23 protein-coding genes are annotated in these 14,454 nt (G+C 68.8%); 21 read left to right on the top strand and 2 right to left on the bottom strand.

Annotated features, from left to right (window positions below; translation table 11 throughout):
* Positions 1–21 precede the first annotated feature (21 nt).
* From rplB to IE200_RS04565, 21 genes are all read left to right on the top strand, one after another.
* Entirely contained in the window at positions 22–858 is an 837-nt protein-coding gene (gene rplB, locus IE200_RS04665; RefSeq protein ID WP_191278210.1) for a 50S ribosomal protein L2, read from the top strand.
* A gap of 5 nt (positions 859–863) precedes the next feature.
* Complete coding sequence (gene rpsS / locus IE200_RS04660; RefSeq protein WP_129453377.1) at positions 864–1,145, top strand: 30S ribosomal protein S19; 282 nt, start codon at positions 864–866, stop codon at positions 1,143–1,145.
* Positions 1,142–1,576, top strand: a complete 435-nt coding sequence (gene rplV / locus IE200_RS04655) for a 50S ribosomal protein L22 (protein WP_135838847.1) — start codon at positions 1,142–1,144, stop codon at positions 1,574–1,576. Before rpsS ends, rplV begins: the two co-directional genes overlap by 4 nt.
* Entirely contained in the window at positions 1,576–2,394 is an 819-nt protein-coding gene (gene rpsC / locus IE200_RS04650) for a 30S ribosomal protein S3 (protein ID WP_191278209.1), read from the top strand. The genes rplV and rpsC overlap by 1 nt, the downstream gene beginning before the upstream one ends.
* A 4-nt stretch (positions 2,395–2,398) precedes the next feature.
* Positions 2,399–2,818 (top strand): 50S ribosomal protein L16, encoded by a 420-nt coding sequence (gene rplP, locus IE200_RS04645; protein WP_129453380.1) that lies wholly within the window; start codon positions 2,399–2,401, stop codon positions 2,816–2,818.
* The gene (gene rpmC, locus IE200_RS04640; RefSeq protein WP_229856113.1) at positions 2,818–3,060 is read left to right on the top strand and encodes a 50S ribosomal protein L29; all 243 of its coding nucleotides are present in this window, start codon (positions 2,818–2,820) and stop codon (positions 3,058–3,060) included. The genes rplP and rpmC overlap by 1 nt, the downstream gene beginning before the upstream one ends.
* Positions 3,057–3,338 carry a 30S ribosomal protein S17 gene (gene rpsQ / locus IE200_RS04635; protein ID WP_191278208.1) on the top strand — a complete coding sequence of 94 codons (282 nt, stop codon included), beginning with the start codon at positions 3,057–3,059 and terminating at the stop codon, positions 3,336–3,338. The genes rpmC and rpsQ overlap by 4 nt, the downstream gene beginning before the upstream one ends.
* A 103-nt stretch (positions 3,339–3,441) precedes the next feature.
* Positions 3,442–3,810: a 50S ribosomal protein L14 gene (gene rplN, locus IE200_RS04630; protein WP_056599693.1), complete on the top strand. Its 369-nt coding sequence runs from the start codon at positions 3,442–3,444 to the stop codon at positions 3,808–3,810.
* A gap of 15 nt (positions 3,811–3,825) precedes the next feature.
* Positions 3,826–4,167 carry a 50S ribosomal protein L24 gene (gene rplX / locus IE200_RS04625; RefSeq protein ID WP_129453383.1) on the top strand — a complete coding sequence of 114 codons (342 nt, stop codon included), beginning with the start codon at positions 3,826–3,828 and terminating at the stop codon, positions 4,165–4,167.
* 1 nt (position 4,168) lies between these two features.
* The gene (gene rplE / locus IE200_RS04620) at positions 4,169–4,735 is read left to right on the top strand and encodes a 50S ribosomal protein L5 (RefSeq protein WP_191278207.1); all 567 of its coding nucleotides are present in this window, start codon (positions 4,169–4,171) and stop codon (positions 4,733–4,735) included.
* Position 4,736: 1 nt separating this feature from the next.
* Complete coding sequence (locus IE200_RS04615; RefSeq protein ID WP_011757321.1) at positions 4,737–4,922, top strand: type Z 30S ribosomal protein S14; 186 nt, start codon at positions 4,737–4,739, stop codon at positions 4,920–4,922.
* Between the two features lie 69 nt (positions 4,923–4,991).
* Positions 4,992–5,411 carry a 30S ribosomal protein S8 gene (rpsH, locus tag IE200_RS04610; protein ID WP_191278206.1) on the top strand — a complete coding sequence of 140 codons (420 nt, stop codon included), beginning with the start codon at positions 4,992–4,994 and terminating at the stop codon, positions 5,409–5,411.
* Between the two features lie 34 nt (positions 5,412–5,445).
* The gene (gene rplF, locus IE200_RS04605; RefSeq protein WP_191278205.1) at positions 5,446–5,988 is read left to right on the top strand and encodes a 50S ribosomal protein L6; all 543 of its coding nucleotides are present in this window, start codon (positions 5,446–5,448) and stop codon (positions 5,986–5,988) included.
* 1 nt (position 5,989) lies between these two features.
* Positions 5,990–6,373, top strand: coding sequence for a 50S ribosomal protein L18 (gene rplR, locus IE200_RS04600; protein WP_191278204.1), 384 nt, complete (start codon positions 5,990–5,992; stop codon positions 6,371–6,373).
* Positions 6,374–6,416: 43 nt separating this feature from the next.
* Entirely contained in the window at positions 6,417–7,040 is a 624-nt protein-coding gene (gene rpsE / locus IE200_RS04595; protein ID WP_191278203.1) for a 30S ribosomal protein S5, read from the top strand.
* On the top strand, positions 7,040–7,222 hold the full coding sequence (gene rpmD / locus IE200_RS04590) for a 50S ribosomal protein L30 (protein WP_056599717.1): 183 nt from the start codon (positions 7,040–7,042) through the stop codon (positions 7,220–7,222). The genes rpsE and rpmD overlap by 1 nt, the downstream gene beginning before the upstream one ends.
* 1 nt (position 7,223) lies before the next feature.
* Positions 7,224–7,664: a 50S ribosomal protein L15 gene (gene rplO / locus IE200_RS04585; protein WP_191278202.1), complete on the top strand. Its 441-nt coding sequence runs from the start codon at positions 7,224–7,226 to the stop codon at positions 7,662–7,664.
* Between the two features lie 202 nt (positions 7,665–7,866).
* Entirely contained in the window at positions 7,867–9,162 is a 1,296-nt protein-coding gene (secY, locus tag IE200_RS04580; RefSeq protein ID WP_191278201.1) for a preprotein translocase subunit SecY, read from the top strand.
* Complete coding sequence (locus tag IE200_RS04575) at positions 9,163–9,738, top strand: adenylate kinase (RefSeq protein WP_191278200.1); 576 nt, start codon at positions 9,163–9,165, stop codon at positions 9,736–9,738. It abuts the gene before it with no gap.
* An 8-nt stretch (positions 9,739–9,746) separates the two neighbouring features.
* Complete coding sequence (gene map / locus IE200_RS04570; RefSeq protein WP_191278199.1) at positions 9,747–10,571, top strand: type I methionyl aminopeptidase; 825 nt, start codon at positions 9,747–9,749, stop codon at positions 10,569–10,571.
* Between the two features lie 206 nt (positions 10,572–10,777).
* Entirely contained in the window at positions 10,778–11,812 is a 1,035-nt protein-coding gene (locus IE200_RS04565; RefSeq protein ID WP_191278198.1) for a TerC family protein, read from the top strand.
* 38 nt (positions 11,813–11,850) lie between these two features.
* Here the strand turns inward: IE200_RS04565 and IE200_RS04560 are convergent, their stop codons facing one another.
* Together IE200_RS04560 and IE200_RS04555 are read right to left on the bottom strand one after the other, a co-directional pair.
* Positions 11,851–13,257 (bottom strand): serine/threonine-protein kinase, encoded by a 1,407-nt coding sequence (locus tag IE200_RS04560; protein ID WP_191278197.1) that lies wholly within the window; start codon positions 13,255–13,257, stop codon positions 11,851–11,853.
* Positions 13,254–14,411 carry an FHA domain-containing protein gene (locus IE200_RS04555; RefSeq protein WP_191278196.1) on the bottom strand — a complete coding sequence of 386 codons (1,158 nt, stop codon included), beginning with the start codon at positions 14,409–14,411 and terminating at the stop codon, positions 13,254–13,256. The genes IE200_RS04560 and IE200_RS04555 overlap by 4 nt, the downstream gene beginning before the upstream one ends.
* Between the last annotated feature and the right edge of the window lie 43 nt (positions 14,412–14,454).

Below are 14,454 nucleotides of genomic sequence, written 5' to 3'. Positions count from 1 at the left end.
GGCTCCTGACTAGGAACTGATATGGCTATCCGCAAGTACAAGCCGACCACCCCGGGCCGTCGTGGCTCGTCGGTGGCCGACTTCGTCGAGATCACCCGGTCCACGCCCGAGAAGTCGCTGACGCGCCCGCTGCCCAAGAACGGTGGCCGCAACAACCAGGGCCGCATCACCACCCGGCACAAGGGTGGCGGTCACAAGCGCGCCTACCGCGTCATCGACTTCCGTCGCTACGACAAGGACGGCGTCCCGGCCAAGGTCGCTCACATCGAGTACGACCCCAACCGCACCGCGCGCATCGCGCTGCTGCACTACGCCGACGGCGAGAAGCGCTACATCGTGGCGCCCAAGGGCCTGACGCAGGGCACCGCGGTCGAGTCCGGCCCCAACGCCGACATCAAGCCCGGCAACAACCTGCCGCTGCGCAACATCCCGGTCGGTACGACCATCCACTGCGTGGAGCTGCGTCCGGGCGGCGGCGCGAAGATCGCCCGCTCGGCCGGCAACTCCGCCCAGCTGGTCGCCCGCGAGGGAAGCCGCGCCACGCTGCGCATGCCCTCGGGCGAGATGCGCTTCGTCGACGTGCGCTGCCGCGCCACGATCGGCGAGGTCGGCAACGCCGAGCAGTCCAACATCAACTGGGGCAAGGCCGGCCGCATGCGGTGGAAGGGCGTCCGCCCGACCGTCCGCGGTGTGGTCATGAACCCGGTGGACCACCCGCACGGTGGTGGTGAGGGCAAGACGTCCGGTGGTCGTCACCCCGTCTCCCCCTGGGGCAAGCCCGAGGGCCGTACGCGCAAGCGCAAGGCCAGCGACTCCCAGATCATCCGTCGTCGCAAGTCCGGCAAGGGTAGGAAGTAACCGACATGCCTCGCAGCCTGAAGAAGGGCCCCTTCATCGACGACCACCTTCAGAAGAAGGTGGACGCCGAGAACGAGAAGGGCACCCACAACGTCATCAAGACCTGGTCGCGCCGGTCGATGATCGTGCCCGACATGATCGGCCACACCATCGCCGTGCACGACGGTCGCAAGCACGTCCCCGTCTTCGTGACCGACTCCATGGTCGGCCACAAGCTCGGGGAGTTCGCCCCCACCCGCACCTACCGCGGGCACGTCAAGGAAGACCGGAAGGGACGCCGTCGATGAGCACCACCGAGCGCAGCCGCACCAGTGCGCGCCGCGAGTCGCTGCTCGGCGACCAGCCGGGCGCGTTCGCCAGCGCACGCTACGTGCGGATCACCCCGATGAAGGCCCGCCGTGTCGTCGACATGGTGCGCGGCCTCCAGGTCGATGAGGCCCTGACCCTGCTGCAGTTCGCGCCGCAGGCCGCCTCCGAGACCGTCTACAAGGTGCTGGAGAGCGCCGTCGCCAACGCCGAGACCACCGAGGGCCTCAACCGGGCCGACCTGGTGCTCTCCGTCGCCATGGTGGACGAGGGCCCGACGATGAAGCGTTGGCGTCCGCGTGCCCAGGGCCGTGCGACCCGCATCAACAAGCGCACCAGCCACATCACCCTCGCGGTGCAGCCGGCCGACGCGCTGACCAACCCCAAGGGTAAGAACGGAAAGGGTGCCTGATGGGCCAGAAGATCAACCCGAACGGCTTCCGCCTGGGCATCTCCACCGACCACAAGAGCCGTTGGTACGCCGACAAGCTCTACAAGTCGTACGTCGGTGAGGACGTCGCCATCCGCAAGCTGCTCTCCAAGGGCATGGAGCGGGCCGGCATCGCCAAGGTCGAGATCGAGCGCACCCGTGACCGCGTCCGTGTGGACATCCACACCGCGCGTCCCGGCATCGTCATCGGTCGCCGCGGCGCCGAGGCCGACCGCATCCGCGGCGAGCTCGAGAAGCTCACCGGCAAGCAGGTGCAGCTGAACATCCTCGAGGTCAAGCAGCCCGAGATCGACGCACAGCTGGTCGCCCAGGGTGTCGCCGAGCAGCTCGCGGGCCGCGTGCAGTTCCGTCGCGCCATGCGCAAGGCGATGCAGACCTCGATGCGCTCGGGTGCCAAGGGCATCCGGATCCAGTGCTCGGGTCGTCTCAACGGCGCCGAGATGTCGCGCACGGAGTTCTACCGCGAGGGACGCGTGCCCCTGCACACGCTCCGCGCCGACATCGACTACGGCTTCTACGAGGCCAAGACCACCTTCGGTCGCATCGGCGTCAAGGTCTGGATCTACAAGGGCGAGGTCGCCGGCACCCGTGCCGAGCGCCAGGCCCAGCAGGCCGCCCGCGCCGGCGCTCCCGGCCGCGGTGGCCGTCCCAACACCCGTGGCGGCGACCGCCCGAGCCGTGGCTCGCGCGGCGACCGCGCTCCTCGCACCGAGGCCCCCGCTGAGACCTCAGCGGCCCCCGCGGGCGAGGCTGCACCGAGCACCGGACAGGAGGCCTGACCTCATGTTGATGCCCCGTCGCGTCAAGCACCGCAAGCAGCACCACCCCAAGCGCCGTGGCGTCGCCAAGGGCGGCACCACGCTGGCCTTCGGTGACTTCGGCATCCAGGCGGTCGAGGGTCACTACGTGACCAACCGACAGATCGAGTCGGCCCGTATCGCCATGACCCGTCACATCAAGCGTGGCGGAAAGGTCTGGATCAACATCTACCCGGACCGCCCGCTGACCAAGAAGCCGGCCGAGACCCGCATGGGTTCCGGCAAGGGCTCCCCCGAGTGGTGGGTTGCCAACGTCAAGCCCGGCCGCGTCATGTTCGAACTCTCCGGCGTCGACGAGACCACTGCCCGCGAGGCCATGCGCCGCGCGATGCACAAGCTCCCGATGAAGTGCCGGTTCATCTCCCGTGAGGCCGGTGAATTCTGATGGCTACCAAGCTGAACGCCCACGAGCTCGACGAGCTCAACGCCACCGAGCTGGAGGCCAAGCTCCGCGAGGCCAAGGAGGAGCTGTTCAACCTCCGCTTCCAGGCGGCCACCGGCCAGCTGGAGAGCAACGGTCGACTCCGCGTGGTCAAGAAGGACATCGCCCGGATCTACACCGTGGTGCGCGAGCGCGAGCTCGGCATCCGCACCACCCCGGGCACCGAGGAAGAGGCGAAGGCATGAGCGAGAACACTGCGACCCAGACCGGCGAGCGCAACCAGCGCAAGGTCCGTGAGGGCCTCGTCGTGAGCGACAAGATGGACAAGACCATCGTCGTCGCCGTCGAGGACCGTGTGAAGCACGCCCTCTACGGCAAGGTCATGCGCAAGACGTCGCGGCTCAAGGCCCACGACGAGACCAACCAGTGCGGCATCGGCGACCGGGTCCTGATCATGGAGACCCGCCCGCTGTCCGCCACCAAGCGCTGGCGCCTCATCGAGGTCCTCGAGAAGGCCAAGTGACCTGAGGCTCCCGGCCTCGAGCTCCACATTTCCACACATCAGTTCGGCCAGGCTCGCTCCCCGGTGAGGGTGCGAGAACCAGCTCGACAACCAGGAGAAATCAATGATCCAGCAGGAGTCGCGACTCAAGGTCGCCGACAACACCGGTGCGAAGGAGATCCTCTGCATCCGTGTTCTCGGTGGCTCTGGCCGTCGCTACGCCGGCATCGGTGACGTCATCGTCGCCACCGTCAAGGACGCGATCCCCGGTGGCAACGTCAAGAAGGGCGACGTCGTCAAGGCCGTGGTCGTACGCACCGTCAAGGAGCGTCGCCGCGCCGACGGTTCCTACATCCGCTTCGACGAGAACGCCGCCGTCATCCTCAAGAACGACGGCGAGCCGCGCGGCACGCGCATCTTCGGCCCCGTGGGCCGCGAGCTGCGCGAGAAGCGCTTCATGAAGATCATCTCGCTCGCCCCGGAGGTGCTGTGAGAGATGGGTAAGAACATGAACATCAAGAAGGGCGACACCGTCAAGGTGATCGCTGGCAAGGACAAGGGTGCCCAGGGCAAGGTCATCTCGGTCCTCCGCGAGGAGGAGCGGGTGATCGTCGAGGGCGTCAACCTCGTCAAGCGCCACACCAAGTCCGTGCAGCAGACCAACACCACCGGCGGCATCATCACCCGCGAGGCGCCCATCCACGTCTCCAACGTGATGCTCGTCGAGGACGACGGCGTCACGCGCGTCGGCTTCCGCCGCGACGAGGTCACCAAGCGCCGTCCCGACGGCTCGACCTACACCGCCACCCGGTCGGTCCGCGTGTCCCGCAAGACCGGCAAGGAGATCTGAGATGGCCGAGACCCAGACCACTGAGATTCCGCGGCTCAAGGCGCGCTACCGCGAGGAGATCGTCCCCGCGCTGCGCTCGGAGTTCGACATCGCCAACATCATGCAGGTCCCCGGTCTGACCAAGATCGTGGTCAACATGGGTGTCGGCGAGGCTGCTCGCGACTCCAAGCTGATCGAGGGCGCGATCCGCGACCTCACCGCGATCACGGGCCAGAAGCCCGCCGTGACCAAGGCCCGCAAGTCGATCGCGCAGTTCAAGCTGCGCGAGGGCATGCCGATCGGTGCGCACGTCACGCTGCGCGGCGACCGCATGTGGGAGTTCCTGGACCGCCTGCTGTCCCTGGCGCTGCCCCGCATCCGCGACTTCCGCGGCCTCTCGCCCAAGCAGTTCGACGGGCGCGGCAACTACACCTTCGGTCTCACCGAGCAGGTCATGTTCCACGAGATCAACCAGGACAAGATCGACCGGTCGCGCGGCATGGACATCACCGTGGTGACCACCGCCACCAACGACGACGAGGGCCGTGCGCTGCTCAAGCAGCTCGGCTTCCCGTTCAAGGAGAACTGACATGGCGAAGACTGCTCTCAAGGTCAAGGCCGCTCGCAAGCCGAAGTTCGCTGTCCGCGGCTACACCCGCTGCCAGCGCTGCGGCCGCCCGAAGGCCGTCTACCGCAAGTTCGGCCTGTGCCGCATCTGCCTGCGGGAGATGGCCCACCGCGGCGAGCTCCCCGGCGTCACCAAGTCCTCCTGGTAATTCCCTCACACACGTTGAAGGTCGGGCGGCCGCGAGCCGCTCGAAACCACGACGAGAAAGAACCACATCATGACGATGACTGACCCGATCGCAGACATGCTCACGCGTCTGCGCAACGCCAACCAGGCGTACCACGACGTGGTGTCGATGCCCTACAGCAAGATGAAGGCCGGCCTCGCGGAGATCCTCAAGCAGGAGGGCTACATCACCTCCTACGACGTCGCCGACAACGTGACCGCCGAGGGCGAGCCCGCCGTCGGCAAGACGCTGACGGTGACGCTCAAGTACGGCCGCAACCGGGAGCGCTCGATCGCGGGTGTCCGCCGCATCAGCAAGCCCGGCCTGCGCGTCTACGCCAAGCACACCAACCTGCCCAAGGTCCTCGGTGGCCTCGGCGTCGCGATCATCTCGACGTCGCAGGGCCTGTTGACCGACCGCCAGGCGAACCAGAAGGGCGTGGGCGGCGAAGTCCTCGCCTACGTCTGGTGACCCGGACCATCTGAGACCAGGAAGAGAGAGAAGCATGTCGCGCATTGGCAAGCTCCCCATCGCGGTCCCGTCCGGTGTCGACGTCGCGATCGACGACTCGCTGGTGACCGTCAAGGGCCCCAAGGGCACCCTGTCGCACACCATCGCCTCGCCGATCACGGTCGCCAAGGGCGAGGACGGCGTCCTCGAGGTCACGCGTCCCGACGACGAGCGCAACAGCCGCTCGCTCCACGGCCTGACCCGCACGCTCATCAACAACATGGTGGTGGGCGTCACCGAGGGCTACGAGAAGAAGCTCGAGATCGTCGGCGTGGGTTACCGCGTGCTGCCCAAGGGCCCGACGCAGCTGGAGTTCCAGCTCGGCTACTCGCACCCGATCATCTTCGACGCCCCCGAGGGCATCACCTTCACCGTCGAGGGCCCGACAAAGCTCGGTGTCGTCGGCATCGACAAGCAGCTCGTCGGAGAGGTTGCGGCCAACATCCGCAAGCTCCGCAAGCCCGAGCCCTACAAGGGCAAGGGCGTGCGCTACGCCGGCGAGCACATCCGCCGCAAGGTCGGAAAGGCCGGTAAGTGACATGGCGATCTCGCTGAGCAACAACAAGCACACCGCGAACCGCGTCCGTGCCCGCCTGCGCCGTCAGGCGCGAGGCCGCAAGCGCATCAACGGCACCGCCGAGCGCCCGCGCCTGGTGGTCACCAAGTCGGCCAAGCACCTCTCGGTGCAGGTCGTCGACGACCTGCAGGGTGCCACCCTCGCCTACGCCTCCACGATGGAGGCCGACGTGCGGGGCACCGACGGCGACAAGACCGCCAAGGCCAAGCTGGTCGGCGAGCTCGTGGCGTCGCGTGCGAAGGCCGCTGGCATCGAGGACGTCGTCTTCGACCGCGCCGGCAACAAGTACCACGGTCGCATCGCGGCCCTGGCTGACGCCGCCCGTGAGGGCGGCCTCCAGTTCTGATCGCACGACACACGCAAGAATTCATGATTAAGGAGCAAGTCTCATGAGCGGAGCCCAGCGCGGACAGCGCGGTGGCGAGCGCCAGTCTGGTGACCGTCGCGGACGCGACAACGGTCGCAACCAGGCTGACAAGACCGCCTACATCGAGCGCGTCGTGGCGATCAACCGAGTCGCCAAGGTCGTGAAGGGTGGTCGTCGCTTCAGCTTCACCGCCCTCGTGATCGTCGGCGACGGTGAAGGTCTGGTCGGCGTCGGCTACGGCAAGGCGAAGGAAGTTCCCGCGGCGATCGCCAAGGGTGTCGAGGAGGCCAAGAAGCACTTCTTCAAGGTCCCCCGCATCCAGGGCACCATCCCGCACCCGGTGCAGGGCGAGAAGGCAGCGGGCGTCGTCCTGCTGCGTCCCGCCGCCCCCGGTACCGGTGTGATCGCCGGTGGCCCGGTGCGCGCGGTGCTCGAGTGCGCCGGCATCCACGACGTGCTGAGCAAGTCGCTCGGCTCGTCCAACCAGATCAACATCGTGCACGCGACGGTCGAGGCGCTGCGGATGCTCGAGGAGCCCGAGGCCGTGGCCGCTCGCCGCGGCATGCGGGTCGAGGACGTCACCCCGGCCGCGATCCTCAAGGCGCGCGCCGAGGGCCAGAACGAGACCGTGGGGGTGCAGTCCTGATGGCACAGCTCAAGGTCCAGCAGAAGCGCGGCCTGGTCGGCCTGAAGGCCAACCAGCGCGAGACGCTGCGTTCGCTCGGTCTCAAGCGGATCGGCGACGTCGTCGTGAAGGAAGACCGCCCGGAGATCCGGGGCATGATCAACACCGTCCGTCACCTGGTGACGTTCGAGGAGGTGGAGTGACATGACGCTCAAGCTGCACCACTTGCGTCCCGCTCCGGGTGCCAAGACCGCCAAGACCCGCGTGGGTCGCGGTGAGGGCTCCAAGGGCAAGACGGCCGGCCGCGGTACCAAGGGCACCAAGGCGCGCTACCAGGTGCCGGTCGCCTTCGAGGGTGGCCAGATGCCGATCCACATGCGCCTGCCCAAGCTGAAGGGCTTCAAGAACCCCTTCCGCGTGGAGTTCCAGGTCGTCAACCTCGACCGTCTCGGCGAGCTGTTCCCCGAGGGTGGCACCGTCACCGTCGAGGACCTGGTCACCAAGGGCGCGGTTCGCAAGAACCAGCCCGTCAAGGTCCTGGGCCAGGGCGACATCTCCGTCGCCGTCCAGGTCACCGCCAACGCGTTCTCGTCCTCCGCCAAGGAGAAGATCGAGGCCGCGGGTGGCTCCGTGACCGTGGCCTGAGGCCACGCGTCCGCGTACATCCGGTGAAGGCCTGGCCGCCCAGTGGGAACTGGCGGCCGGGCCTTCGTCGTTCCACCCCCCGATGTCTTCGAGCGGGTCGAACCCCGACTGTTAGGCTTCCCCGGGCCCTCCGCCGTACGACGCTGAGGGTTTCTCGTCCGCCCGCCGATCCTGGCCGGGCACCCATACGAAAGAGGAACCAGTGCTAGGCGCGTTCGCCAACGCTTTCCGTACTCCGGACCTGCGGCGCAAGCTGCTGTTCGTCCTGCTGATCATCACGATCTTCCGCCTCGGCTCGCAGGTTCCCACCCCCGGTGTGAACGTCGCGAACGTGCAGGCGTGCATCGATCAGCTGGAGGAGGGCGGGCTCTACAGCCTGATCAACCTCTTCTCGGGCGGTGCGCTGCTCCAGCTCACCATCTTCGCGCTGGGGATCATGCCGTACATCACGGCCTCCATCATCCTGCAGCTGCTCGTCGTGGTGATCCCACGGCTCGAGGCGCTGAAGAAGGAGGGGCAGGCCGGGCAGGCCAAGATCACCCAGTACACGCGCTACCTGACGCTGGGTCTGGCGGTCCTCCAGGCCACCGGCATCGTGGCGCTCGCCCGCAACGGCGCCCTGCTCCAGGGCTGCACCCGCGACCTGCTGCACGACAACGGCACCTCGACGTTCCTGGTCATGGTCATCACAATGACCGCCGGCACCGCCGTCATCATGTGGCTAGGTGAGCTCATCACCGACCGCGGCATCGGCAACGGCATGTCGATCCTCATCTTCACGCAGGTCGTCGCGACCTTCCCGGCGTCGCTGTGGAGCGTCCAGACCTCGCAGGGCTGGCTGACCTTCTCCATCGTCATGGTGGTCGGCCTGATCCTCGTCGCCGGCGTCATCTTCATCGAGCAGGCCCAGCGGCGCATCCCGGTGCAGTACGCCCGCCGCATGGTCGGACGCAAGATGTTCGGCGGCAACTCGACCTACATCCCGCTCAAGGTCAACCAGGCCGGCATCATCCCGGTCATCTTCGCCTCGTCGCTGCTCTACCTGCCGGCCATGGCGGTGCAGTTCAACCCGGAGAGCCAGAACCCGGTGCTGGACTTCATCGGCACCTACCTCGTCGGCGGAGACCACCCGCTCTACATGGCGACCTACTTCGCCCTCATCATCTTCTTCACCTACTTCTACGTCTCGATCACCTTCAACCCTGTCGAGGTGGCGGACAACATGAAGAAGTACGGCGGCTTCATCCCCGGGATCCGGGCGGGCAAGCCGACCGAGGACTACCTGTCCTACGTCCTGTCCCGCATCACGTTCCCCGGAGCGCTCTACCTCGGACTGATCTCGCTGGTCCCGCTCGTCGCCTTCGCGATGATCCAGGCCAACCAGAACTTCCCGTTCGGCGGCACCTCGATCCTCATCATGGTCGGTGTCGCGCTCGACACGGTGAAGCAGATCGAGAGCCAGCTCCAGCAGCGCAACTACGAAGGATTCCTGAAGTAGATGAGACTCATCCTCATGGGCCCGCCCGGTGCGGGCAAGGGCACGCAGGCCCGCTTCGTGGCCGACCACTTCGGCATCCCGGCGATCTCGACCGGCGACATCTTCCGCGCCAACGTCTCGCAGGGGACCCCCCTCGGCGTCGAGGCCAAGCGCTACATGGACGCCGGTGAGTACGTCCCCGACGAGGTCACCAACCACATGGTGCGCAACCGCATCGACGAGGACGACGCCGCGACCGGCTTCCTCCTCGACGGTTATCCGAGGACGCTGGCCCAGGTCACCGAGCTCGACGGGATGATCGGGTTCACCGGCCACAAGCTCGACGCCGTCGTCGTGCTGACGGTCGACTCCGAGGAGCTCGTGCAGCGCCTGCTGCAGCGTGCGCAGACCGACGGCCGGGCCGACGACACCGAGGACGTCATCCGGCGCCGGCAGGAGGTCTACCTCGAGCAGACCGCCCCGCTGATCGACGTCTACCGCGAGCGCGGACTCCTCGTCGAGGTCGACGGGATGGGTGAGGTCGACGACGTGACGGCCCGCATCTTCGCCGCTCTCGACGAGATCCCGCGGAGCTGAGCGGTCCCGTGGGCTTCCGCGACCGGGGCATCGAGATCAAGACGCCCGAGCAGATCGACCTCATGCGGGTCGCCGGTCGGCTCGTGGGCGAGACCCTCGAGCTGCTGCGGGCCGCGGTGCGTCCCGGGGTCTCGACGGTCGAGCTCGACACGCTGGCGGAGACCAACATCCGCGACCACGGCGGTGTGCCGTCCTTCAAGGGCTACAGCCACCCGCCGTTCCCGGCGACGATCTGCGCCTCGGTCAACGAGGAGGTCGTCCACGGGATCCCGGGCCCGCGGGTCCTGGCCGAGGGCGACGTGATCTCCATCGACTGCGGCGCGATCGTGGAGGGCTGGCACGGCGACGCGGCGATCACGGTCCCCGTGGGGGAGGTGGCCGCCGACGTGGTGGAGCTGCTGCGGGTGACCGAGGAGTCGTTGTGGCGCGGCATGGCTGCCGCCCGCCTCGGCGGTCGGGTCACCGACATCAGCCACGCGGTCGAGACGTACGTCCGTGGCCAGGGTCGCTACGGGATCCTCGAGGACTACACCGGGCACGGCATCGGCACCGAGATGCACATGCCGCCCAACGTCCCCAACGTGGGCCGTCGCGGCCGTGGCCCGACCCTCGTCGAGGGTCTCGCGCTCGCCGTGGAGCCGATGGTCACCCTCGGCAGCAAGCACACCGACCTGCTCGAGGACGAGTGGACCGTGGCGACCGTCGACGGATCCTTCGCCGCGCACTTCGAGCACACCTTCACCCTGACCGACCGCGGCGCCTGGGTGCTCACCGCCGTCGACGGCGGTGAGTCCCGGCTCGCCGAGCTCGGCGTCCCATTCGGCGGACGCTGACGTCGGATTCACGTCCGCCCGAGGGGGCGTGACAGACTGACGCGGTTGGAGGGGAGTATTCCCCGGCAGTGGTGTCGTCAGTACGGCGTGCGCGCGAGCGACGCCCGGTGCCACTGGTTCGCCGCAGGCCGGCGGGCGGAAGAGACCTCCGGCGCCCGTGCGCTGCGCGCGGGCACCGTACTCGCCTCATTGCTAGGAGCAACAGAGTGGACGTCCCCACCTGGGTCTGGATCGCCACCGCCGTGGTGACCATCGCGATCTTCACCTTCGACCTCGCCGTCGTCGGCCGCCGCCCGCACGAGCCGAGCATGAAGGAGTGCGCGACCTACCTCTCGATCTACGTCGGCATGGCCGTGCTCTTCGGCCTCGGCGTCTGGTACACCTCCGGCGGGACGCCCGCGCTGGAGTTCTTCTCGGGCTGGCTGGTCGAGTACTCGCTGTCGATCGACAACCTCTTCATCTTCATCATCATCATGGCGAAGTTCGCGGTGCCGCGTGAGCTCCAGCAGTACGCCCTGATGATCGGCATCGTGATGGCGCTGGTCATGCGCGCGATCTTCATCGCGGTCGGCGCGGCGGCGATCAGCAACTTCAGCTGGATCTTCTACCTGTTCGGCCTGTTCCTGGTCTACACGGCGTTCAAGCTGGCCAAGGAGGGCGCCGAGGACGAGGACGAGGACGAGTTCGAGGAGAACAAGCTCGTCGCCTTCGTCGAGCGCCGCTTCCCGGCGACCTCGGAGTGGCACGGCAAGCAGCTGGTCATCACCGGCGAGGGCGCCAAGAAGATGATCACGCCGATGTTCATCGTGATCCTGACCCTCGGCACGACCGATCTCCTGTTCGCCCTCGACTCGATCCCGGCGATCTTCGGCATCACCAAGGAGCCCTACCTGGTGCTCACGGCCAACATCTTCGCGCTCATGGGCCTGCGCCAGCTCTACTTCCTCATCGGCGGCCTGCTCCAGCGCCTGGTCTACCTGTCCTACGGACTGGCGTTCCTGCTGGCGTTCATCGGCGTGAAGCTCTTCTTCCACGCGCTCCACGAGAACGAGCTGCCGTTCATCAACGGCGGCGAGCACCTCGACTACGCCTGGCTGGAGATCCCGATCTGGCTCTCGCTGGTGGTCATCGTCGCGACGCTGGCGATCACCGCGGTGCTGTCGCTGTGGGCCTCGAGCCGCATGTCGGCCGAGGAGCAGGACGCGCGCTCCGGCCCGCGCCGCGACTTCCAGGACGACTGACCGACGCCCCGTGTCCTGACCTCCTCACCGAGGGGAGGTCAGGACACGCACTGGCTGGCCCGGGGAGAGCTGTCCGAACCGCGGTTCATCCGCACGTCGAGGCACACGGACGCATCCGTGCGTACGAGCAGTCGCCGGCGCTCGGTGCTGCCGAACGTGCCGGTGTCGTCGCGGAACCAGGTGAACGAGTCGCCCGGCTCGACCGGGACCGGCGCGCGCCACTCGAACAGGACCCCCCGGGGGGTCCGGCTGCCGGTGAGCGCCACCGCCTCGGTCAGCACGTCGGGCACGACCGGGTCCGGTGTCTGGGAGGTCGTGGGGACCACGACGCCCGGGTCCTCCTCGCGCTTGTCACCGAGGACGAGGACGCCCACGAGCACCGCCAGGACGGCCACGCCGACGCCGGCCCACACCAGGCCCGACCGCGCGGCGGGCTCCTCGACGTCGGGGTCGACCACGGGCGCGGCGTCCTGGGGAGCGATGCGGCGCGGACCGCTGGCCGAGATGACCGTCACCGGCTTCATCGCAGTCGCGTCCTCAGGGGCCTCGGGGACCCCGGGTGCCGTGACGGACGCGTCGGGGCGGTCACCCTCGACCGCCACCGCCGTACGCGCCCACCCGGCCGCGGACTCGATCCGCTGGAGCGCGCGAGCCAGCTCGAGCGCGCTCGCCGGACGGTGCTCGGGTCGCTTGGCCAGGCACTGCTGGAGCAGCCGGTCGAGCGCGGGCGGGACGTCGGGGCGCTGCGTCGCCGGGGGAGCGGCGTGCAGGATCCGCGCGCTCAGCGCCCGCGTCGAGTTGTCGCCCGACGGGATGGAGAACGGCGAGCGTCCGACCAGCAGGTGCCAGATGGTGGCGCCCAGTGAGTAGACGTCGGAGGCCACCGATCCGTTGGAGCTTCCGTCGAGGAGCTCGGGCGGGGACCACGGGTAGGAGATGCGGACGTCGTTGTCGCCGTCGACGTCCGCCACGTGCCCGGCGATGCCGAAGTCGGTCAGGGCCGGCTCGTGGTAGGTCGTGACGAGGACGTTGCTCGGCTTGATGTCGCGGTGGAGGATGCCGGAGCGGTGGGCGGTCTCGATCGCGCTCGCGAGCTTGATGCCGGTGGAGACCGCGTCGACGGGGGCCATCGGGTGGGAGCGCACCCGCACGCCGAGGTCCGGTGGAGGGCAGTAGCGCATCACGAGGAACGGCCGGCCACCCTCCGCTGTCACGCCGGCTGTGATCACCGAGACGATGTAGGGGTGGTCGGCCAGCCGTGCCATCGAGTTGGCCTCGGCGGTGAACAGGTACTTCTCGCGGTCGGTCAGCGGCACGTCGGGGCGTACGACCTTGACGGCGACGCGCTGTCGCGGCCACTGCTGCTCGTAGAGGAACACGTCGGCGAAGCCGCCGCTGCCCAGGTGCTCGATGAACGCGAACCCCGGGATGGAGGGAGCGCTCACCGGGTGACCGCCCCCGTCTCGAAGCGGACCGCGTACACGTGGGCCAGGTCCAGGACGGTGCCCGGCTCCAGGACGTAGGCGTCCCCGGGGCGCATGCGCTCGGGGTCGCGGCCGGGCGGTGCGATGGTGGTGCCACCGCGGCTGTCGAGGTCGCGGGCCACGACGTCCCACCCGTCGAGCTCGACCTGCAGGTGCCGCCGCGAGACGAACGAGTGGTCGGAGGGCAGGTGGACCAGGTGCGGCCAGTCGCTGCTGTCGGTGGGCGGCGCGGGCTTGCGCCCGATCACCACGCCGCGGTCGAGCGGCACGACCTCGCCGGTGGGCAGGCGCAGCCCGCCCAGGACCGGACGGTCCACCCGGCGCGGCTCCTGCGGCGCCACCCGCTGGTGGCACACCCGGCACTGGGGGGAGACCGGGGGAGTCAGGTGGCCGAGGGGGCAGCTGACCGCCAGAACGGTGGGCGTGGTGCCCTGCGCGAGGTGGGCCGGGCGCATGGTCGTCGCCCCGTCGTGGTCGTCGTGGTCGTGGTGGTCGTCCGGGTCGGGAGCGCGGTGCGGGTCCGAGGTGGGCCGGATCGTGGTGTGCGCGCCCTCCTCGATCCGCTGCACCAGGAGCGGATCGGGCTCGGAGGTGTCCATCAGCGAGCCGGTGTCCGCCGCTGGCCGACGCACACGGGCGCGCGGGGGCGGGCCGTCGGGCCCCTTGGCGGCCAGGATGGCCTCCGGGATGCCGTCGATGAGGGCGGCCGACGCCGGCGGCGCGGCCACCTCCCGTGCCCGGGGCGTGGGAGCCGGGGCGGTGCGCGCGGACACCGGGGTCAGCTCGACGCGGGCGGCCGCGACCGCCCCGCCGACCAGGCGCCGCGTGGGCGGCTGGTCCGTGGGACCGGTCCCGCCGTCCAGGCTCAGCACCCGCGACGGACCGGCGAGGCGTACGTGACCGGCACCGCGCGAGAGCGTCGAGGACGCACCGGCGCTGAAGTCGACGGCCACGAGTGCGGGCGGGTCACCGCCGAACGCCCTCTCCGCGATCGCCGTCACCCGCTCGAGCACCCCGGTGCCTGCCGTCGCCAGCGCGTCCCAGATCTCCTGCACGACCTGCTCGTCGCCGGGGTCGGTGAGCAGCACCCAGTGGGCGCCACTGCCGACGAGCACGCCAGACCCCCTGGCGTACCGCGCTTCCACGATCAACGTCGGC

The organism is Nocardioides flavus (ex Wang et al. 2016) (assembly GCF_014653115.1).
Lineage (GTDB): Bacteria > Actinomycetota > Actinomycetes > Propionibacteriales > Nocardioidaceae > Nocardioides > Nocardioides flavus.
This window is presented reverse-complemented; position numbering and strand designations above follow the sequence as displayed.